The 20,584-nt window shown below is 70.9% G+C and carries 19 protein-coding genes; 9 read left to right on the forward strand and 10 right to left on the reverse strand.

All coding sequences use genetic code 11. The features are described 5' to 3' along the window. The first annotated feature begins 16 nt into the window (after positions 1-16). Positions 17-1,093, forward strand: coding sequence for a cyclopropane-fatty-acyl-phospholipid synthase family protein (locus ACHWVH_RS00380; RefSeq protein WP_152246238.1), 1,077 nt, complete (start codon positions 17-19; stop codon positions 1,091-1,093). Between the two features lie 227 nt (positions 1,094-1,320). On the opposite strand, the gene ACHWVH_RS00385 is transcribed toward ACHWVH_RS00380, so the two are convergent. Both ACHWVH_RS00385 and ACHWVH_RS00390 read right to left on the reverse strand, forming a co-directional pair. Then, entirely contained in the window at positions 1,321-1,665 is a 345-nt protein-coding gene (locus tag ACHWVH_RS00385; protein ID WP_295926922.1) for a RidA family protein, read from the reverse strand. Next, positions 1,662-2,354, reverse strand: a complete 693-nt coding sequence (locus ACHWVH_RS00390) for a DUF998 domain-containing protein (RefSeq protein ID WP_082028755.1) — start codon at positions 2,352-2,354, stop codon at positions 1,662-1,664. The genes ACHWVH_RS00385 and ACHWVH_RS00390 overlap by 4 nt, the downstream gene beginning before the upstream one ends. Positions 2,355-2,856: 502 nt before the next feature. On the opposite strand from ACHWVH_RS00390, the gene mprF reads away from it, so the two are divergent. Continuing rightward, positions 2,857-5,421 carry a bifunctional lysylphosphatidylglycerol flippase/synthetase MprF gene (mprF, locus tag ACHWVH_RS00395; RefSeq protein ID WP_150410310.1) on the forward strand — a complete coding sequence of 855 codons (2,565 nt, stop codon included), beginning with the start codon at positions 2,857-2,859 and terminating at the stop codon, positions 5,419-5,421. Between the two features lie 270 nt (positions 5,422-5,691). Here mprF and ACHWVH_RS00400 read toward each other — a convergent pair whose 3' ends face one another. The 5 genes from ACHWVH_RS00400 to ACHWVH_RS00420 form a co-directional block, all read right to left on the reverse strand. Beyond that, positions 5,692-7,092 carry a virulence factor family protein gene (locus ACHWVH_RS00400; RefSeq protein ID WP_394686522.1) on the reverse strand — a complete coding sequence of 467 codons (1,401 nt, stop codon included), beginning with the start codon at positions 7,090-7,092 and terminating at the stop codon, positions 5,692-5,694. A 145-nt stretch (positions 7,093-7,237) separates the two neighbouring features. Then, entirely contained in the window at positions 7,238-7,423 is a 186-nt protein-coding gene (locus ACHWVH_RS00405; RefSeq protein ID WP_017908246.1) for an oxidoreductase-like domain-containing protein, read from the reverse strand. 78 nt (positions 7,424-7,501) lie between these two features. After that, a complete protein-coding gene (locus ACHWVH_RS00410) occupies positions 7,502-8,101 on the reverse strand; it encodes a hypothetical protein (protein ID WP_394686448.1) in 600 nt (199 codons plus the stop codon). Beyond that, positions 8,098-8,718 carry an RNA 2',3'-cyclic phosphodiesterase gene (thpR, locus tag ACHWVH_RS00415; protein WP_267099107.1) on the reverse strand — a complete coding sequence of 207 codons (621 nt, stop codon included), beginning with the start codon at positions 8,716-8,718 and terminating at the stop codon, positions 8,098-8,100. The genes ACHWVH_RS00410 and thpR overlap by 4 nt, the downstream gene beginning before the upstream one ends. A gap of 143 nt (positions 8,719-8,861) precedes the next feature. Further along, positions 8,862-9,317: a PA2169 family four-helix-bundle protein gene (locus ACHWVH_RS00420; RefSeq protein WP_041500455.1), complete on the reverse strand. Its 456-nt coding sequence runs from the start codon at positions 9,315-9,317 to the stop codon at positions 8,862-8,864. Between the two features lie 618 nt (positions 9,318-9,935). Here ACHWVH_RS00420 and ACHWVH_RS00425 point away from each other — a divergent pair. Further along, positions 9,936-10,931, forward strand: coding sequence for a lipopolysaccharide assembly protein LapB (locus tag ACHWVH_RS00425; protein ID WP_295939442.1), 996 nt, complete (start codon positions 9,936-9,938; stop codon positions 10,929-10,931). 6 nt (positions 10,932-10,937) lie between these two features. Here ACHWVH_RS00425 and ACHWVH_RS00430 read toward each other — a convergent pair whose 3' ends face one another. Continuing rightward, the gene (locus ACHWVH_RS00430) at positions 10,938-12,140 is read right to left on the reverse strand and encodes an MFS transporter (RefSeq protein WP_017914391.1); all 1,203 of its coding nucleotides are present in this window, start codon (positions 12,138-12,140) and stop codon (positions 10,938-10,940) included. Between the two features lie 263 nt (positions 12,141-12,403). Between ACHWVH_RS00430 and ACHWVH_RS00435 the strand changes: the two genes are divergently transcribed. Next, positions 12,404-13,492 carry an alkene reductase gene (locus ACHWVH_RS00435; RefSeq protein ID WP_394686449.1) on the forward strand — a complete coding sequence of 363 codons (1,089 nt, stop codon included), beginning with the start codon at positions 12,404-12,406 and terminating at the stop codon, positions 13,490-13,492. Positions 13,493-13,613: 121 nt separating this feature from the next. Here ACHWVH_RS00435 and ACHWVH_RS00440 read toward each other — a convergent pair whose 3' ends face one another. Beyond that, positions 13,614-14,492, reverse strand: coding sequence for a LysR family transcriptional regulator (locus tag ACHWVH_RS00440; protein WP_394686450.1), 879 nt, complete (start codon positions 14,490-14,492; stop codon positions 13,614-13,616). Between the two features lie 111 nt (positions 14,493-14,603). Between ACHWVH_RS00440 and ACHWVH_RS00445 the strand changes: the two genes are divergently transcribed. Then, positions 14,604-15,815: a serine hydrolase domain-containing protein gene (locus ACHWVH_RS00445; RefSeq protein ID WP_394686451.1), complete on the forward strand. Its 1,212-nt coding sequence runs from the start codon at positions 14,604-14,606 to the stop codon at positions 15,813-15,815. Positions 15,816-15,823: 8 nt separating this feature from the next. After that, a complete protein-coding gene (locus tag ACHWVH_RS00450; RefSeq protein WP_394686452.1) occupies positions 15,824-17,011 on the forward strand; it encodes an MFS transporter in 1,188 nt (395 codons plus the stop codon). 62 nt (positions 17,012-17,073) lie between these two features. Here ACHWVH_RS00450 and ACHWVH_RS00455 read toward each other — a convergent pair whose 3' ends face one another. After that, a complete protein-coding gene (locus ACHWVH_RS00455; RefSeq protein WP_017908239.1) occupies positions 17,074-17,415 on the reverse strand; it encodes a zinc ribbon domain-containing protein YjdM in 342 nt (113 codons plus the stop codon). Between the two features lie 90 nt (positions 17,416-17,505). Between ACHWVH_RS00455 and ACHWVH_RS00460 the strand changes: the two genes are divergently transcribed. From ACHWVH_RS00460 to ACHWVH_RS00470, 3 genes are all read left to right on the forward strand, one after another. Next, positions 17,506-18,462: a cation diffusion facilitator family transporter gene (locus tag ACHWVH_RS00460; protein ID WP_394686453.1), complete on the forward strand. Its 957-nt coding sequence runs from the start codon at positions 17,506-17,508 to the stop codon at positions 18,460-18,462. Between the two features lie 126 nt (positions 18,463-18,588). Then, entirely contained in the window at positions 18,589-19,059 is a 471-nt protein-coding gene (locus ACHWVH_RS00465) for a peptidylprolyl isomerase (RefSeq protein ID WP_017908237.1), read from the forward strand. A gap of 122 nt (positions 19,060-19,181) precedes the next feature. Then, complete coding sequence (locus ACHWVH_RS00470) at positions 19,182-20,540, forward strand: Hsp70 family protein (RefSeq protein ID WP_394686454.1); 1,359 nt, start codon at positions 19,182-19,184, stop codon at positions 20,538-20,540. The last annotated feature ends 44 nt before the right edge of the window (positions 20,541-20,584 follow it).

A 20,584-nucleotide genomic window follows, 5' to 3' on the forward strand; every position in this document is an offset into this window, starting at 1 on the left:
CGCGAGGAGATCCGCCATGTCCAGTACCTTTGCCACCTCTTCCCCGCCTGCCGCGCCGGCCGAGCCGCTGGCCACGCGCCTGGCCGAATCCGGCCTGCTGCCCGACGCCATGCTGCGCGCGGCGATGCGCCGGTTGTGCGCGCAACGCTTGCGCGACGAGCGCGCCGGCGGCGCCGACGCGGCCTGGGAACGCCAGCGCCTGCTGATCGAATCGCTGCGCGAGAGCGCCATCGCGATCGAGACCGACGCAGCCAACCGCCAGCACTACGAAGTGCCGCCGCGCTTCTTCGAGCTGTGCCTGGGCAAGCGCCTGAAGTACAGCAGCTGCTACTGGGACGCGACCACGCCCGACCTGGACGCGGCCGAGGAACGCATGCTGCAGCTGTACGCCGAACGCGCACAGTTGCGCGACCGCCAGCGCATCCTCGAACTGGGCTGCGGCTGGGGCTCGCTGACCTTGTGGATGGCCGAGCAATTCCCCGGCGCGCGCATCACCGCCGTGTCCAACTCGCGGCCGCAGCGCGAGCACATCGAAGCGCAGTGCCGTGCGCGCGGGCTGAACAACGTCAAGGTGATCACCCACGACGCCAACACCCTGACCCTGCCGACCGAGAGCTACGACCGTGTGGTCTCGATCGAGATGTTCGAGCACATGCGCAACTACCGCGAACTGCTCAAGCGGGTCAGCCACTGGCTGGTGCCGGGCGGCCGGCTGTTCGTGCACATCTTTTGCCATCGCGACTTGGCCTACCCGTTCGAGGTGCAGGGCGAGGACAACTGGATGGGCCGGCACTTCTTCACCGGCGGCCTGATGCCGGCGGCCGACACCCTGCTGCAGTTCCAGGACGACCTGGCGATCGAACGCCGCTGGCTGCTGTCCGGCCAGCATTACGAGAAGACCGCCAACGCCTGGCTGCACAACCAGGACCGCCACCGCGACACGCTGATGCCGGTGCTGCAGGCCACCTACGGCGCCGACGCCAAGATCTGGTGGCAACGCTGGCGCATGTTCTGGATGGCCTGCGCGGAACTGTTCGGCTACGAACAGGGCCAGCAGTGGGGCGTGGCGCATTACCGGTTCGTCAGGCGCTGAGGGGCTGGGGCGCTGGGGCGCCGGGAATGGAGAATGGGGAAACGGGAATGGGCGTCCCGCGAGTGCCCGGGTTACCTGCGTACCCAAGGAACTCCCGGTCAACCGCGACGGGCTTTACCGGCGACGCCTGTCGCGGCTAAAGCCACTGCTTCACGCGGTCGCTCAGGCGACGCACTGCCGGCTTTCCCATTCCCGATTCCCGACTCCCGACTCCCCATTCCCGGCTTTCACGCCGCCGCGGTAATCACGATCTCGATCTTCCAGGCCGGGTCGGCCAGGTTGGCCTGCACGGTGGCACGCGCCGGGGTGTTGCCCGGGCTGACCCATTCCTCCCAGACCTTGTTCATTTCGGCGAACTCGGCCAGGTCGGTCATGAAGATCTCCGCGCGCAGGATCCGGCTCTTGTCGGTGGCGGCGAGCGCCAGCAACCGGTCGATCGCGGCCAGCACCTGGCGGGTCTGGCCGGCGATGTCTTCGCTGGTATCGTCCGCGATCTGCCCGGCCAGATAGGCCACGCCGTTGTACACGGTCATCTCCGACATCCGCGGGCCGGTATCGAAACGCTGGATCATGATGCGCTGTCCTGTAGTGGGAAGACCGCGCCATTGTCGCGCGATTGCGCCGCGGCTGCAGGCACCGGCCGCCACACGCGATACGCCACCGGCAGCAGCCAGGCCAGGATCAACACGATCGGCAGTTTCTGGGTCAGCCCGCGCGGCGGTGCGCGCCACAGCACATGCACCCACAGGGCCACGAACGCCAGCACCGCCAGCAGCAACAGCGGCCCGGCGCGGCCCCGCCACGCCGCCTGCCCGCGCAGCCACGCGCTCTGCAGCAGCATCGCCGTGGTCACGCACAGGAACGCGGTCTGCGCGGAGAGCCCGTGCACCAGCGGCGCCAGCAGCGGTGCGCGCTGCGGCAGATAGCTGTCGCCGATCGCCACGCCGCACAGGCCGAGCGCGGCGCAGCCGAACAGCACGACCGGCGCGCCGCTGCGCGCGCGTGGTGGCGCCTGCGCATACAGCCCGGCCGCCAGCGCCACCACGCCGACGGCCAGCAGGACGTAGACGGTGCGCAGCAGCAGGCCGCCGGGCCCATGCAGGTACTGGCTGAGCGTGGCCTGCTGCCAGTGCAGATCGGCGCGCACGACCTGCAACGCCATGGCCACGCCGAGGAACAGCAGCGCCAGCAGCAGCGCTGCGGCGCCGGCCAGGCGCGTCCAGCGCGGCGGCGTGGGAAAGGGAGATGCGGACAAGGGCATCGACAGGCTCCGGAACCGACACAGACCGTCGCCATATGCGCCGGCCACGGCCCCTGCCGCGGTCCCGACGCCGTGGCGACGTGCGATTCCACTATCATGCGCGTCGCCGGCACGGCCGGTATAGCCTGGAGCGTGGGATGCACGGCAAGAGGAGCGGTACGGCTGACAGGGGGGCGATGTGTGCGCTGCGGGGTGCGGCCCGGGAGGGCGCCAAGCTCACCGGTACCGGACTCGCCTGCGCGCCGCTGACCGCGACCGCTGTCGGGACCTGACGCGTGGCATCCCACCGGGGTGATGCGCGGCAGGCCGGTGCAACCCGGCTTGCCCCGACACCCCACCCACCGCGACGCAGCCACTTGGTCGCAGCCCTCTCAATGTTCGTCACACGCTTTCATCCAACCGGTATCGCGATGGCCCGTCTTCGTTTCACCCGCACTTCCGCTCCGGCCGCGTCGCGCACCGCGCAACGTGCGCCGTCGCGCCTCGCCGCCGCCTGCCCGCAATGACCGACGCCGCGCCCTCTACTCCCGCACCCACGCCCGGCTGGCGCCGTGCGCTGCCGGTGCTGGCCAGCCTGGCGATCCTGGCCCTGGCGCTGCACGCGCTGGCCACGGAGTTCAGCACCCACGGCTACAGTGCGATCCGTCACGCCTTCAACCAGCTGAGCCTCAGCCAGATCGTGCTGACCCTGCTGCTGGGCCTGAGCAGCTATGCCTGCCTGATCGGCTTCGATGCCGTCGGCCTGCGCCGCAGCGGGCGCAAGCTGCACCCGATGCGGATCAGCATCACCGCGTTCCTGGCGCATGCGGTCGGGCAGACCCTGGGCTTCGCCGCATTGACCGGCGGCGCGGTGCGCCTGCGCGGTTACGGCCGGGTCGGGCTGAGCCTGGCCGAGATCGGCCAGGTGGTGCTGATGAGCACGCTCGGCTTCGTGTTCGGCGCGTGGCTGCTGCTGGCGCTGGCCCTGACCCTGGAACCGGCCGCGGCGGCGCTGGCGCTGCCGGTCGGCGCGACTGCGGTGCGCGCGATCGGCATCGCGTTGCTGGTCGGCTTCGCCACGATGCTGCTGCTGGCCGGCCGCGACGGCCGCACCCTGCGCTGGCGCAGCCACGAACTGTGGCTGCCGGACCGGCGCACCACCCTGGGCGTGACCGCGCTGAGCGTGGTCGAACTGGGCCTGGCCAGTGCCGCGTTCTACGTGCTGCTGCCCAACGAATCGGGCATCGAGTACATCGGCTTCGTCGGCCTGTACCTGGTCGCGGTGGTGGCGGGCCTGGTCTCGACCGTGCCGGCCGGCCTGGGCGTGTTCGAGTGGAGCCTGCTCAAGCTGCTGCCCGGCGTGGCGCCGGCGGCGGTGCTGGCGGCGGCGCTGATCTACCGCATCACCTACTACGTGGTGCCGCTGCTGCTGTCGGTGCTGATGGCGTCGCTGTCCGGCCTGCGTCGGCCGCTGGCCGCCAGTGCCGGCGGGGTCCGCGTGGCCTGGCGCACGCTGCGCCCGTGGCTGCCGCAGATCATCGCCCTTGCGGTGTTCGCGGTCGGCGCGGCGCTGGTCATCGACGGCACCCTGCCCACGCCCAAGCGCCGCCAGGACATGGCGCCGCTGTCGATCATGGAAACCTCGCACCTGCTGGCCAGCCTCGGCGGCGTGGTGCTGCTGCTGATCGGCCAGGGCCTGCAGCGGCGCAGCCATGCCGCCTGGGTGCTGGCGATCGGCATCTGCGTGCTGCTGCCGCTGCCGGCCTGGCTGCGCGGCGGCCACGTCTCGGTGGCGCTGTCCTCGCTGGTGGTGGCGGTCGGCCTGTGGGGCGCGCGCCGCGAGTTCTATCGCGAGGGCGCCCTGCTCGACGAGGCCTGGTCGTGGCCGTGGCTGCGCAACCTCGGCCTGGTGCTGATCGCCACGATCTGGCTGCTGTTCTTCGTCTACAGCCACGTCGAATACCAGAACGAGCTGTGGTGGGAGTTCGCCACCTCGGCCAACGCCCCACGCGCGCTGCGCGCGGTGCTGCTGGTCAGCGTGGCGGTGGTGGTGTTCGGGCTGGCGCGGCTGCTGCACAGCACGCGCTCGCCGTTGCCGCCGGCCGATGGCGCGCAACTGGACGCGCTGGCGCCGGTGCTGGCCGAGGCCACCGACACCCAGGCCTGCCTGGTGCTGACCGGCGACAAGGCGCTGCTGCAGGCCGAGGACGGCCCCGGCTTCGTGATGATGCAGCGCTACGGCGGCTCGCTGGTGGCGATGGGCGACCCGGTCGGCGCGCCGGAAGTGGCCCGCGCGCTGATCTGGCGCTTCCGCGAGGAAGCCGACCGCATGGGCCTGCGCCCGGTGTTCTACCAGGTCGGCGAGCAGCACTGGCAGACCTACCTGGACCTGGGCCTGACCCTGGTCAAGCTCGGCGAGGAAGCGATGGTGTCGCTGGAGGGCTTCCACCTGGAAGGCCGCGACCGCGCCGACCTGCGCCAGGCCTGGAACCGCGGCAAGCGCAGCGGGCTGAGCTTCCGCATCGTCGAGACCGACGCGGTGGACGCGCTGATGCCGGTGCTGGCCGAGGTCTCGCAGCAGTGGCTGGAAGACAAGGCCGGCGCCGAGAAGGGCTTCTCGCTGGGCAGCTTCGACCCGGCCTACCTGCGCCGCTTCCCGATCGCGGTGGTGGAGTTCGAAGGCAAGGTCGTGGCCTTCGCCAACCTGTGGCAGGCCCCGGCCGGCCACGAGCTGTCGGTGGACCTGATGCGGCACATCGCCGATGCGCCGAAGGGCACCATGGACTTCCTGTTCATCGAGCTGTTCCTGTGGGGCCGCGACCAGGGCTACAAGCGCTTCTCGCTGGGCATGGCGCCGCTGTCGGGCCTGGCCCAGCACCGCCTGGCCGGCCGCTGGAACCGCTTCGGCAACCTGATCGTGCGCCACGGCGAACGCTTCTACGGCTTCACCGGCCTGCGCCGCTTCAAGTCCAAGTTCGCCCCCGCCTGGCGCACCCGCTACCTCGCCGCCCCCGGCGGCATGCACCTGCCCGCCGCCCTGCTGGACGTGACCCGACTGATCTCGCTGGATCCGCGCAAGCCGGAGTGAGGCGGGGATTGGGGAGTCGGGATTGGGGATTGGCCTGGCTACCCCGTTTGCCGGAGCTTTACGAGGCTTCGCGCCGTACCCTCATCCGCCCCTTCGGGGCACCTTCCCCCGAAAAGGGGGCCGTGGTCCCGATGGGAGAAGGAAAAGCAAAGCCCCTCTCCCCCCGGGAGAGGGGTTGGGGTGAGGGTACGGCGGCCGACGACGCGAGCGCGCAAGCCCGCACCCGCGACCAACCCCCAATCCCCAATCCCGCCTCCCCAATCCCGGCGTCTACTGAATCCGCTGCAGAATCTGCTTGGCCAGCGTGGCGTAGTCGCCCTGGAAATGATGGTCGCCGGGCAGCTTGACCAGTTGCACCGCGCCCTTGGGCAGGTCCGGGCACAGCGCGTCGTCGTCGTCCTGCCCGTAGATGCACAGGGTCTGCGCCGGCGGCATCTTCGCCACTTCCGGGGCGATCGGCAGGCCGTCGTCGCCGGAACTGATCCAGTTGGACACGTGGAACTCGTAGTCGGCGGTCTTGCCCACCGACAGCAAGGCGGTGAGCTGCACCTGGTCGCGCATCGCTTCCGGCAACTGGTTGTAGGCCGCCGGCAGCACGTCGGCGCCCTGCGAGAAGCCGATCAGCACCACCCGCCCGCGTTGCCACAGGTGGCTGTAGTGGCGGTAGATGCGGTCCAGGTCGGTGGCGAAGCCCTGCGGCGTGCGCTCGCTCCAGAAGTAGCGCAGCGAATCCACGCCCACCACCGGGATGCCGGCCTTGGCCAGGGCGCCGGCGACCTGCTGGTCGAGCCCGGCCCAGCCGCCGTCGCCAGAGACGAAGATCGCGAACACGTTGCCGTTGTCGGCATCGCCCGCGCCCGCGGCGGCAGGCACTTCGACCACCGGCAGCCCGGCCAGGTCGGCCGGGGTCGGCGGCAGGCTGACGCCGGGCCGATCGCCCAGCGAACGCACCGCCGCACGCAGGCCCGGCAGCGCATCGCCGCTGGCGCTGCGGCGGAACTGCCGCGCCTGCGCCACCTTCTGCAGGAACGCATCGCTCTGCTGGGTGCAACGGTCGCGGCGGGTCTTGGCATCGAGCGCGGCCAGCCACGGCACCGGCAGCGCAGTCGCCTGCAACGCACGCGCCGGCGCGGTGATGCCGGCGCCGCAGATCTGGTCGTCGAGCACCTGCACCGGGCAGAAATCCTCGGTCAGCAGGCCCGCCAGCAGATGCTTGGGCGCCTGCGCCGCGACCGCATAGGCCAGCGCGGCGCCGTCGCCATCGCCCACCAGCAACGGCAGGTGGTAGGTCGGCACGTGGAAATAGGCCTGCACGTAGCGCGAGAAATTCTCCACGTCGCCGGCGGAGAAGCCGCAGGTGCCGTCGATCTTGGCCAGCACCGCCTGCAGGTGCGCACTGTCGATCACCGCGACCATCGCGCCGTCGTCGCGCAGCGCCTCGATCTGGCGCATGCGCTCGGCGTCGGCATGCTTGCCGCCGGCGAACCACAGCACCACGCGCTGCGCGTTGCCCTTGGGCAACAGCACCGGCACCTGCTCGAAGCGGCCGTGGCTGAGCTTTTCCGGCGCCGCGGCCGGTGCGCCGGCACGCGGCGCGGCGGTGGCCGCAGCGCCCGGTGCTGCGCCGGCGACGCCGGCCGCGAGCAGTCCGCCCAATGCACATCCCCACATCCAACCGCCACGCTTCTGCATCATCCGGCAATCCTGAAAAGGCGTGTAAAGATAATCCCGAACGGCGACGGCGCGAAGCGCGGCGCGCTCCCTGGTTCATGCCAGGTACGCCGGACCTGCGCCAGCGCCTGCACCGGCAGGCCTTTCAGGCGTCCGCGTCGGCGCCGGGATGGCGCAGCCGCCAGGCGGCCAGCGCCTGCCGGTAGCGCTCCAGCTCCTCGTGGTAGAGGTCGTAGACGCACAGCGGACAGCCGCTGTCGCAGCAGTCGCTGGGGCCCGGCGGCAGCGGCGCCTGCGGGCGGGGATCGGCATTGGCGGCAGGGTCGGACATGGGGCTCCGTGGCGGCGGCCGGGGCAGACCGGCGCGGCAGTGTAGAAGAAGGCGGCGCAGGCAGCGGTCAGCGTCCCCTCAGCCGATGGCGTGACGCAGGTTGGCGCGCGCGGCCGCGTCGTAGCGCGCATGGAAGCGCTCGCTGAGGAAGATGCGCGGCTGCGCCAGCACGGTGCGCAGGAACGCACGGCGCTTGCGTCGGTACAACCAGCCCGGCACCACGCCGCGGTACTCCTTGGCGATGGCGCGGTCGTAGGCGGCGAAGGCCTCCGGCGCGGCGCCGAGGATGGCCATGTCGCAATCCAGGAACAGCGCGGCGTCCGCATCCACCGAGTCGACGGTCAGTTGCCCGTGACGCGCGGTGAGTTCGATCAGCGCAGCCACCCGCGTCGCCTCCACCGCGGCGTCCGGCAGCCATTGCGCGATCGCCGCCTCGGCCAGGCGCGCCGACTGCGCTTCGTTGTCGCCGCGGCCGGCACGATAGACCGCATCGTGATAGAGCACGGCCAGGTAGACCTCGCGTGGCTGCCGCCAGCCGGTGTCGGCGGCGACCTCGGCGTAGTGCGCCAGCACCGCCTCGACGTGGCCGAAATGGTGATACGCCCGCGGCGGTTCGGCGTAGGCCGCCCGCAGTTGCGCCCATTGCGCCTCGGGCAGGGTCAGCGGCGCCGCATTCATGCGTCGTGCTGCGCAGGGGCGGCGCGCAACGGCCAGCTGGCTTCGTGCAGGTAACGGCCCTGGCCCTGTACGCTGCGGATCAGGCTCAGCGACGTCGCCTGCCAATGCAGCGCCGGCACCTGCTGCGGCGCCAACGCCTGATCGACATAGGCCAGGGTCATGTGCGGCAGATACGCGCCGTCGGCGCGCGGCGCCACGCCGTGCCGGGCCAACTGCTGCTGCAGCGCCTGACGCAACGCCAGCAACGGCGCAGGCTCGGCATCACCGCGCAGCACCAGTGGTCGGCTGCGCGCGCGGCTGTCGAAGGTCACCGCCTGGTCGAATGCAAGTTCAAATGGCGAGGCCGCAAGCGCCTGCCCGGCGGCGCATGCCTGCTGCAGCAAGCGTGGCGGAATCCCGGCGTATTCGCCGAGATAGTGCAAGGTGACATGCAGCCGCTCCGGCGGCAGCGCACGCCCGTGCAGACCATGCGCCTGGCACAGTTGCTGGCCAAGGCTGTGCACCGCTTGCGCGGTTCGCGTGTCGGGTAGCAGTGCAAAGAACAGGCTTTCGCGTGCGGCAGGCGCATCGAAACCGAGCGAGAACTGGGCGCCGGCAGGCGCGGCATCGGGAGACATTGGCAGAAGCGGCAAACGCCGCAATCAGGTCGGGCAGCGGTCGAGCACGCATGGTAGCAAGCGCACCGTCCCGCTGCAGACCATCGGCACGCCGACCCGGACAACGCCGCGATGCGGAGCGCCGGGCCGGCGGCGGGCGGCACTTATGCCGCGTTCTTCATCGCGTGCTTGCGGGTGCGCATCACGTCGTGGCAGGCGCGCACTTCCGGCAGCAGGCGGGTGGCGGCATCGCGCGCGGCGACCGGGGTGTCGGCGTCGGCGATCGTCTCGTTGAAGGCCTTCAGCAGGCGATCTTCTGACTCTTCCAGCTCGGCGACGTAGCCGTACTTGGTGTCGCCCAGCGCGGCGCGGACCTTGCCGTACATCTGCTGCATGCTGCCGACCATGGTGCCGTGCTCTTCCGGCTTGCCGCCGACCGACTGCACCACTGCGCTCAGGCTGCTCACGATGTCCGACTTGACGCCGGCGATGCGCAGGAACAGCGCGGACAACTCGGCGTCGCCCACCTTCTTGGCGGCTTCTTCGTAGAAGTCCTTGCCGTCGCGGGAAATGGCGATGAGGTCGTTGAGGCTGTGCGTGGTCTTGCTCTGGATGCTCATGGGAAACTCCTGTGGCGAGGCCAGCGATATCGCGCAACGGGCACACGGGGGTGAACCTGGATATCGCACGGCGCGGTAGAGAGGATTGCCGCGTTGCGTGGTGTTGGCAATGCTGGGCAGAGCGGCATAAAGCGCACGTGAGCCATCGGCGCTCGCTCGTCACGCGGCATTGCCCGTGGTGAACACGCGTTCATGGCCGCACTGCGCAGTCAGACATGTGGCGAAGTTTTCACCATCCTGTCTGCGTGCATTGTGGCGCCTGCGTGGCAGCGACTTATCCACACGGTTGCCCCACGTTCGTCCACAGCGGTTGTGGATGACCGCCGCCGTCGATCGCGTCGGCCGGAGACCGCTCGTCGGCACCGCCACGATGACCATCCTGTCTCGCCAGCGAGGGCCTATAGTGCAGGCGAGCCCTCGCCACTGCAGGGCACCGCGAGGTGCGTCATGTTCGCCTGGACCGCGTTCGCCCTGCTCGCCGCCGCCACGGCCGCCCCGTCGCCGCCCACACCGTCGCGACCTTCATCGCACACGGCAGCGGCCGTCCAGAGAGAGGCGACACCGCCGGTTCCGGCGACGACTACCGCGGCAACCGCCGTTCCGATCCCTGAGCAGATCATGCAACTTCCACCGGCGCTGCATGCGCTGCTGCAGCAGCGCATCGACCGCGGCGCCGATGCCGAACACCGTCTGCAGCAACTGGTGGCGCTGGCCTTCGATGCCAACGGCCTGGACCTGCAATACGACCCCAAGGCCACCCACAGCGTCGCCGAGAGCTACGCCACGCGCCACGTCAACTGCCTGTCCTTCACCCTGCTGTTCGTGGCGATGGCGCGCGACGTCGGGCTGCAGGCTCAGGTCCAGGAAGTACGCCGCGTGCTGAGCTGGTACGAGGACGGCAATGCGCTGTACAACGTCGGCCACGTCAACGCCGGCGTGCGCGTGGACAGCGGCCGCGGCAGCATCGACCTGGACCGCAGCGTGCTGATGGACCGGCGCGGGCCGCAGCCGATCTCCGACCGCCGCGCCCTCGCCCACTACTACAACAACCGCGGCGCCGAGCTGATGGTCGACGGCGATGTCGACGGCGCCCGCGCGCATCTGGCGATGGCCCTGCAGATGGACCCACGCTTCGCCGGGGCCTGGAACAACCGGGGCGTGCTGGCGATGCGCGATGGCGACAGCGCCGCCGCCGCACGCGACTACGCCAAGGCGCTGGAGATCGATCCGGAACACCTGCCGGCGCTGTCCAACGCCGTGGGCCTGGCCCGACGCCTGGGCGACGGCACGCGGGAGGCCGCCCTGCAGCGGCAGATGGAACAGGTGCGCCAACGCGACCCATTCCAGCAATACCTGCTCGGCAACGAGGCGGAGCGGCGCCAGGACTACCCCGCAGCGATCGCCTACTACCGGCACGCGCTGCACCTCTACGACGGCGCCCACCTGCTGTACTTCGCCCTGGCCCGCGCCTACCTGCACAGCGGCGACACCCGCCGCGCCACCGCGGCGCTGCGCGAGGCCATGGCCCACGCCGATCCAGCCACGCAACCGCGCTACCAAGGCAAGCTGGACGCGCTGCGCAGGCTGTCTTCCACCGCGCGGCCGCTGCGCTAGCGCACCCTAGCCGGCCGCATGCGCGCAGGCGCCACGCCGTGCCGCCTGGCGCGCCCACAGGTAGATCAGCAGGCCGCCCACGGCCATCGCCGCGCCGACATAGCCGGTGGAGGTCCAGCCCAGGCCGGCGCCGATCGCGATGCCGCCCAGCCACGGCCCCAGCGCGTTGGCCAGGTTGAACGCGGCATGGTTGGAGGCCGCGGCCAGGGTTTGCGCATCGCTGGCCACGTCCATCAGGCGGGTCTGCAGCACCGGCGCCAAAGCGCCCATGCTGCCGACCGCGACCACCGCCGGCAGCACCGCCCACGGCGAAGTGGCCGCCAGCGGGAACACCAGCAACACCGCCAGCGACCACAGCAACACCAGCGGCACCGCGCGGAATTGCATCCGGTCGAACAGCCAGCCGCCGGCCAGGTTGCCGAGCAGGCCGCCCAGCCCGAACGCGCCCATCGCCACCGGGATCCAATGCTCGGAGACCCCGGTGACCTCCATCAGGGTCGGCGCCAGATAGCTGAAGACGCAGAACATGCCGGCGAAGCCGATCGCGCCGATGCCCAGCGCCAGCCACACCTGCGTGCGGTTGAAGGCGCGCAGTTCGCGCAACGGCGAGGGCCGCGCCTCCTGCGGATCGGCCGGCAGCAGGCGCCACACCAGCACCACCGTCAGCACCGCGATCGCCGCGACCAGGGCGTAGGCATAGCGCCATTCCGCCACCTGGCCGAGCCAGGTCGCCAGCGGGTTGCCGACCAGCACCGCCAGGTTGAGGCCGAGCAGCACCCGGCTGACCGCCGCGCCACGCTGGTCGGGCGGACCGATCGACGCGGCCACCAGGGTCGCCACACCGAAATAGGCGCCATGCGGCAGGCCGGCGACGAAGCGCGCCAGCAGCATGCTGTGATAGTCCGGCGCCACCGCGCTGGCGAGATTGCCGAACGCATAGAAGCCCATCAGCGCCAGCAGCAGATCGCGGCGCGACCAGCGCGCGCCGAGGATCGCCAGCAGCGGCGCACCGACCACCACGCCCAGCGCATAGGCACTGATCAGATGCCCGACCTGCGGCGCATCGATGACCAGGCCACGGCCGATGTACGGCATCAGCCCCATGGTGGAGAACTCGCTGGTGCCGATCGCGAAACCGCCCATCGCCAGCGCGAACAGGATCAGCACGTAGCCGCGCCGCGACAGCGGCGCCGTGGCGGATGAGGTCATGCGCACGTCCCGAAGGAAAGGGCCGCCCATTATTGTGCATTGCAGCAAATCCTGCAGCCCCGCCTGCGCAACGCCGCGTTGCGTGGTGCCGCTGGTGGCGCCCGGGGTGGCGATGCCCTCGCGAAGGTGCCGCCGCAGCAACGCACTGTCCCACCGCACCGCCGCGAAACCGCCGCACGCGCCCCCATGTCCTGCACGCACGCCGCCTTGCAGCGCCCCGCTGTAGGGTCGGCCGCCCCACCCCACCACCAAGAGACCCACCGATGACCGACACCGCTTCCCCGCTGTTCACGCCGCTGCGCCTGGGCGCGATCGCACTGGCCAACCGCATCGTGATGGCGCCCCTGACCCGCAACCGTGCCGAAGGCGAAGGCCGCATCCCCTCGCCGCTGGCCGCCGAGTACTACGGCCAGCGCGCCAGCGCCGGCCTGCTCATCGCCGAGGCGACCCAGATCAGCCCGATGGGCCAGGGCTACAAGGACACCCCGGGGATCTACAGCGACGCGCAGGTCGCGGCCTGGAAGAAAGTCACCGACGAGGTGCATCACCGTGGCGGCAAGATCGTGCTGCAGCTGTGGCACGTCGGCCGCATCTCGCACGTCAGCCTGCTGCCGGGCGGCGCCGCGCCGGTGGCGCCCAGCGCGCTGCGCGCCGATGCCAAGACCTTCACCGCCGAGGGCTTCACCGACGTCTCCGCCCCGCGCGCACTGCGCCTGGACGAAATCCCCGCGCTGATCGAGGACTTCCGCCGCGCCGCCCGCAACGCCATCGCCGCCGGCTTCGACGGCGTGGAAGTGCATGCCGCCAACGGCTACCTGATCGACCAGTTCCTGCGCGACGGCAGCAACCACCGCGACGATGCCTACGGCGGCAGCATCGAGAACCGCACCCGCCTGCTGTTCGAAGTGGTTGAAGCGGTGGCACAGGAAATCGGCGCCGACCGTACCGGCGTGCGCCTGTCGCCGGTGACCCCGGCCAACGATGCGCGCGACAGCGACCCGCAGCCGCTGTTCGAGCGCGCGGTGGAACGCCTGGATCCGCTGGGCCTGGCCTTCGTGCACGTGATCGAAGGCGCCACCGGCGGCCCGCGCGACAACATCGCCTTCGACTATGCCGCGCTGCGCGCCAAGTTCCACGGTCCGTGGCTGGTCAACAACGGCTACGACAAGGCACTGGCCGAACAGACCGTGGCCTCCGGCCGCGCCGACGCAGTGGCGTTCGGCCGCCCGTTCATCGCCAACCCGGACCTGGTGGAACGACTGCGCCGCGACGCGCCCTTGAACCAGGTGGACGCCGACACGCTGTACGGCGGCGGCGCCAAGGGCTACACCGACTACCCGACGCTGGTTTGAACCCGCTGCGCAGGCTGCGGCACATGTGCCGCAGCCTGCAGTCGCAAGGCCGCGAACATCGGATCTGCGTGTAGCACCCGGCCATACCGCTGCACAACGCCATTGTGCGATTCCTGCACGCCTAGAACATCAATCGCTCGCCGAGGAAATCGACCAACACGCGCAGCTTCGGCAGCATGTGCCGGCTCGACGGCCACAGCAAATGGAAGGTGCCGGTGGAGTCGACATAGTCGTCGAGCAGCGTGCGCAACGTGCCGGCCGCGAGTTCCGCGCGCACCGAGTGCTCCGGCAGGAACGCGATGCCACAGCCGCGCACAGCGAAGCTGAGCCGCGTCTCGATGTTGTTGCACACCATCGACACCGGCAACGACAGGTCAGCCGCCGCCGCACCCAGCGGCCAGGCTTCCAGGCGCCCGCTGCTGCGGAAGCGGTAGTGCAGGCACTGGTGCGTCAGCAGGTCGGCCGGCCGCAACGGCGTGCCGCAGCGCTGCAGGTAATCGGGCGAGGCCACCAGGCAGCGGCGGAAACTGCCCAGGCGGCGTGAGGCCAGCCGCGAATCGTCCGGCTCGGCCACGCGCAACACCGCATCGAACCCCTCTTCGATCACGTCCACCAGGCGATCGTCGAAATCCAGGTCCAACTGCACCTGCGGATAGGCGCGCATGAAGTCGCCCAGCACCGGCAGCAGCACGTTGTTGTTCATCGGCAGGCTGATCCGCAGCCGCCCCTTCGGCGTCGCCGCCAGGCTTCCCAGCTCGCCGCGCGCCGCCTCGACCTCGGCCAGGATGCGCCGGCAGCGCGGCAGGAGCAGTTGGCCTTCGGCGGTCAGGGTCAGGCTGCGGGTGCTGCGATGGAACAGGCGCACCCCCAGCGACTGTTCCAGCCGCGCCACGCTCTTGGCCATCGCCGATGCGGACAGGCCCAGCGCCCGCCCGGCCTCGGCGAAGCCGCCGCTCTCCATCACCTGCACGAAGCCACGCAGGCTCCCCAGACTGTCCATTGCAGCGCTCCATTGCGGACATTTTTGTCCTTGTAGCCAGGAAATCTACCCGTCTTTTTCCGCAATTGGCAGGCGTCCACGCTGTCGTTCCCTTCACCGAGCGCTGCCCCCATGCCCGCATCCTCTGCCACCGCCTCCGCTTTTCCGTTCCCTGCGCTGCCGCCCCTGTCGCCCCAACAGGCCGCGCCGCTGGATGCCGCGATCGACGCCGCCCTGCAGCAGCAGCGGCTGGTCGGTGCGGTGGTGCTTGTCGCCCATCAGGGCGCCTGCGTCTACCGCCGCGCCGCCGGCTGGGCCGACCGCGAGGCGCAGCGGCCGATGCATGAGGAGACGCGTTTTCGCCTGGCCTCGGTCAGCAAGCCGATCGTCGCCACCGCGGCGTTGGCACTGGTGGCGCAGGGCCGCCTGAGCCTGGATGCGCCGGTCGCACGCTGGCTGCCGTGGTTCCGCCCCGCCCTGGCCGACGGCCGGGTGCCGGACATCAGCCTGCGCCAGTTGCTCAGCCACAGCGCCGGGCTGGGTTACCGCTTTCTTGAACCCGCCGGTGGCCCGCTCGCGCGCGCCGGCGTTTCCGATGGCATGGACGCCAGTGGCCTGAGCCTGGAGGAAAACCTGCGCCGTCTCGCTCAGGTACCGCTGCGGTACGCGCCGGGCAGCGGCTGGGGCTATTCCCTGTCGATCGACGTCGCCGGTGCGGTGCTGCAGGCCGCCAGTGGGCAGCCGCTGGCGCAACTGGTCCGTGATCTGGTCACTGGCCCGTTGGGGATGCAGGCCACGTCCTTCCATGCCGAGGACGTTTCCACCCTGGCGGTGCCGTACGTCAACGACCAGCCTTCGCCGCATCGGCTGGGCGAAGGCGAAGTGGTCGCGCCTTTTCCCGACGGCGCCGGGATCGTCTTCCATCCCTCGCGCGCACTGGACCGCAACGCGTTCGCGTCGGCTGGCGCCGGGATGGTCGGCAATGCCGGCGACGTGCTGCGGCTGCTGGAGACGCTGCGCAGCGGTGGCGCGGCGCTGCTGCCGGCTGCGCTGGTCGCGGAAATGGGCCGCGCCCAGGTCGGCGAACTCGGGCCGCCGGACGCACCGGGCTGGGTCTACGGCCTGGGCTTCTCGGTCCTGCGCGACCCGCTGCCGACCGCGACCCCGGAAGCGCCCGGCACCTGGCGCTGGGGCGGCGCCTACGGGCATAGCTGGTTCGTCGACCCAGCGCGGCAACTGAGCGTGGTGGCGCTGACCAACACGCTCTACGAGGGCATGTCAGGCGTGTTCGTCGCCGATCTGCGCGATGCGGTGTATGCCGCGCTGGGTGGCGCGCGCGCATGAATGGGGCGATGCCCCCACTGCGCCGGGACGCAGCGGTGCCGCCGGCCGCGCCGCGCCTGCCCTGGAGTGGCCTGCTCGCGCTGGCCTGCGCCGGGTTCGTCACCATCCTCACCGAGACGTTGCCGGCGGGGCTGCTGCGGGCGATGGCGGCCGGGTTGCAGGTCGAGGCGGCATGGATCGGGCAACTGGTCAGCGTCTACGCGCTGGGCTCGCTGCTGGCCGCGATCCCGCTGACCACCGCGACCCGCCGCCTGCGCCGGCGCCCCTTGCTGCTGCTGGCCATCGCCGGCTTCGCTGTCGCCAACATGGTCACCGCGATCTCCGACGACTACGCGTTGATCCTGGCCGCACGCCTGCTCGCCGGTGTCAGCGCCGGCCTGCTGTGGGCCTTGCTCGCCGGCCACGCCAGCCGCATGGCGGCGCCGGCACAGCAGGGCCGCGCGATCGCGGTGGCGATGATCGGCACGCCGCTGGCGCTGACTTTGGGCATTCCGGCCGGAACCCTGCTCGGCCAGCATCTTGGCTGGCGCTGGGCGTTCGGCGCGATGTCGCTGCTGAGTCTGGTATTGCTCGTCTGGGTGCGCGCCACGGTCCCTGACTTCGCTGGCCAGGCGACGCAGGCGCAACTGCCGCTGCGCCGGGTGCTGGCGCTGCCCGGAGTCGGCCAGGTGCTGGCAACGCTGCTGCCGTTCGTCCTGGCGCACAACCTGCTCTACACCTATGTGGCGCCATTGCTGGCGCGGATCGAAGCCGATCCCGCAGTGGACCGTTACCTGCTGCTGTTCGGGCTGGCCGCGCTGCTCGGCATCGCCGGGGTCGGGGTATGGATCGATCGCTGGCTACGGCCGCTGCTGCTGGCGAGCATTGCGCTGTTCGCACTGGCGACGCTGGCGTTGGCGCTGTGGCCACATGCGCCGCCCCTGGCGACGGCGGCGCTGGCGGTGTGGGGACTGGCCTTCGGCGGCTGCGCCACGCTGTTCCAGACCGCGATGGCGCGTCGCGCCGGCGCTGCCGCCGATCTGGCGCAATCGCTGATCGTCACCGCCTGGAACCTGGCGATCGCCGTCGGCGGCGGACTCGGCGGCGTGCTGTTGCAGCGCTCGGGCGTCGCTGCGCTGCCATGGAGCGCGTTGGCGCTGTTGTGCGCGGCCTGGATCCTCGCGCAGCCGGCACGCGCCTGGGCGCGCAGCGGCTGAGCCGGATCGCTGCCGCTGCGCCCGACATTCTCTGCGGCGCGGCGGCGCATCGGGCCAGCGGCTCACGCCTTGCGCAGGAAGCAGGTCTTCAGCACCAGGCCCTTGATCTTGTCCGAGTTGCCTTCGATGTGTTCGGCATCGTCTTCGACCAGGCGGATGCCGCGGATCACCGTGCCCTGCTTCAGCGGGATCGACGAGCCCTTGACCTTCAGGTCCTTGATCACCACCACCGTGTCGCCGGCCTGCAGCACGTTGCCGTTGCTGTCGCGCACCACCGTCGCCGCGTCGTTGGCGGCGTCGGCCGCGACCGGCCACTCGTGGCCGCAGTCCGCGCACACCCAGTTGGCGCCGTCGACATAGGTGTTTTCCAGGGTGCATTGCGGACAGGCGGGTGCGGCGGGCATGGGAATCCTTGATACGGCGACGACGGCGAGCCGCCTATTGTAGCCGCCCGCCCCGTGCCGCCGTGCGGCCGCGCCAGCCGCAGGAATCTCATGTCCGCTTCGTCCGGGTCCCGCCTCGCGATCTACGCCGCGCTCGCCGGCAATCTGGCCATCGCCATCGCCAAGTTCGTCGCCGCCGGGCTCTCCGGCAGTTCGGCGATGCTCAGCGAAGGCGTGCATTCGCTGGTGGACACGGTCAACGAGCTGTTGCTGCTGTACGGCCTGCGCCGCGCCGCGCGCCCGGCCGATGAGACCCATCCGTTCGGCCACGGGCGCGAACTGTACTTCTGGAGCTTCATCGTCGCCCTGTTGGTGTTCGCGCTCGGCGCGGGGGTGTCGCTGTACGAGGGCATCGCCCATATCCGCGATCCGCAGCCGGCCAGCGACCACACCCTCAACTACATCGTGCTGGGGCTGTCGCTGGTGTTCGAGGGCGGCTCGTGGTGGGTCTCGCTGCGCGAGTTCCGCGCGCGCAAGGGCCGCCTGAGCTACGTACAGGCGTTCCGCGAGAGCAAGGACCCGAGCCTGTTCACCGTGCTGGTGGAAGACAGCGCAGCGTTGATCGGCCTGTTGATCGCGCTGGCCGGGCTGTTCGCAGCGCAATGGCTGGACATGCCGGAACTGGACGGCGTCGCCTCCGTCGGCATCGCCGCGGTGCTGGCCTGCTCGGCGTTCGTGCTGGCGCGCGAGACCAAGGGCCTGCTGATCGGCGAGCCGGCGGCGCGTCCGCTCGGCGACGCGCTGCGGCGCATCGCCGCGGCCGATCCGGACGTGCGCGCGGTCAACGGCGTACTCAGCGTGCAGATGGGGCCGGACCAGGTGGTGGCCGCGCTCAGCGCCGAATTCGAGGACCAGCGCAGCACCGCGCAGATCGAAGCGTGCATCGAGCGCATCGAGGCCGCCGCGCGCGCCGAGCATCCGGAACTGCAGGCGCTGTTCGTCAAGCCGCAGACCCCGGAGACCTGGCTGGCCCGGCGCACCGCGCTGCGCCGGCCGCCGCCGGCCTGAATGGCGGCGCCCCCGACGCGACTTGCGGCCCTGCGCCGCTTTTCGTTAGGGTAGTCGGGTAGCACCCCTCTCATCGCGCTGTGACTGTGCCGGCGTATTCCCCTTACTCACTGAACGAGGTTTCCCATGGAGATCGCCAACGGGCTTGTCGCCACCATCCACTACACCCTCACCGACGACGCCGGTGAAGTGATCGACCAGTCCTCGCCGGACAATCCGCTGAGCTACCTGCACGGCGCCGGCAACATCGTGCCGGGCCTGGAAAAGGCGCTGACCGGCAAGCGCACCGGCGAGTCGGTCACCGCCGACGTGATCCCGGCCGAGGGCTACGGCCCGCGCCACGAGCAACTGGTGCAGCAGGTGCCGCGCGGTTCGTTCCCGGATGCCGGGTCGCTGGCGCCGGGCATGCAGTTCCAGGCGCAGACCGACCAGGGCCCGCTGCTGGTCACGGTCACCGAGGTCGGCGAAGAACTGGTGACCATCGACGGCAACCACCCGCTAGCCGGGCAGGTGCTGCACTTCGCCGTGGAAGTGGCCGGCGTGCGCGAGGCCACCGAGCAGGAAAAGAACCAGGGCCACGCCGGCGCCGCGCTGTAAGCGACCCGGTTTCGCGTCCCCGACGAGGCCCGCCGATGCGGGCCTCGTGCGTTTGCGGCCGCGCTTGCGTCGCGCGGCGGCTTGCCCCACAGTGCGCGGCCCCTCCCGCCCCCGGCACCGTCATGCGCCTCGGTATCGACTTCGGCACCAGCAATTCCGCCGCCGCCGCGGTGATCGACGGCCGCGTGGTGCCGATCGAGTTCGGCGCGCAGCAGCAGTTCCGCACCACGGTGTACTTCCCCGAGGTGATGCGCGACCCGGCCGAGTTCGATCTGACCCCGGCGCTGGAACGGCAGGTGGACGAGCTGATCGAATCCGGCCGCCGCGACGCGCTCGCCGCCGGCCGCGAACGCAGCCCCGACGCATTGCGCCGCGATGCGATCCGGGTGGTGCGCCGGCAATGGATGGAAACGCAGATGCGCGAGCCGCGCAGTTCCGCGGCGCTGCTGCAGAACGCGGTATACGGCGATGATGCACTGGACGCGTATTTCGTCGAAGGCGAAGGCAACCTGGTGCAGAGTCCCAAGTCGATGCTGGGCTACAACCTGCATCCGCGCGCGCGCCAGACCATCACCGGCATCGCCGCGCACATTCTCGAACACATCCGCCTGACCGCCTCGCAGCAACTGGGCGTGCAGGTGCGCCGCGCCCTGCTCGGCCGCCCGGTGCAGTTCCGCAGTTCGATCGGCGAGGCCGGCAACGCGCAGGCGCTGGAGATCCTGCACAGCGCCGCGATCACCGCCGGCTTCGACGACGTCGCCTTCCTGGAGGAACCGGCGGCCGCGGCGATGCATTACCACGCGGTCAGCCGCGAGCGCCACGCCGCGGTGGTGGTGGACATCGGCGGCGGCACCACCGACATCGCCCATGCCAGCGTCGGCGGCGATGCCGCGCCGCAGGTGCACCGCGCCTGGGGCATCCCGCGCGGCGGCACCGACATCGACCTGGCGCTGAGCCTGGCCGGGTTCATGCCGCAGTTCGGCCGCGGCCTCACCCGCGTGCCCTCGCACCACTACGTCGAAGCGGCGATGGTGCAGGACACCACCCGCCAGCGCGATTTCCGCCAGCACCGCTACGACGTCGTCCCCGCGCCGTACGAGGCGCGCCTGCAGGCGCTGCAGGAACCGGGCAACACCGCGCGCCTGTACCGTGCGGTGGAGCGCAGCAAGATCCGCCTCAGCGACGCCGAGCACCACGCCGAGACCCTGGACTACATCGAAGCCGGCTTGCAGGTGCAGGTGCAGGCCGAGGAACTGGTGCAGGCCGCACGCAGCTATCTGGAGGCCCTGCAGGAGTTGCTGGCGCAGGTGCGCCAGGACATCGGCGGCGACCCGGCCGCGGTGTTCCTGACCGGCGGCATGTCGCGCGCCGGCTACCTGCAGCGCCTGGTCGCTGCCGCGTTCCCGCAAGCGCGCCTGGTCCACGGCGACCCCTCGTTCGGCGTGGTACAGGGCCTGGCGCTGGCCGCCGCGCAGGACTGACGCAGCACAGGCGTCGGCGGCCCCTCCCCGACCGGCCGCTCGCG

The organism is uncultured Xanthomonas sp. (assembly GCF_964278005.1).
Taxonomy (GTDB): Bacteria; Pseudomonadota; Gammaproteobacteria; order Xanthomonadales; family Xanthomonadaceae; genus Xanthomonas_A; species Xanthomonas_A sontii.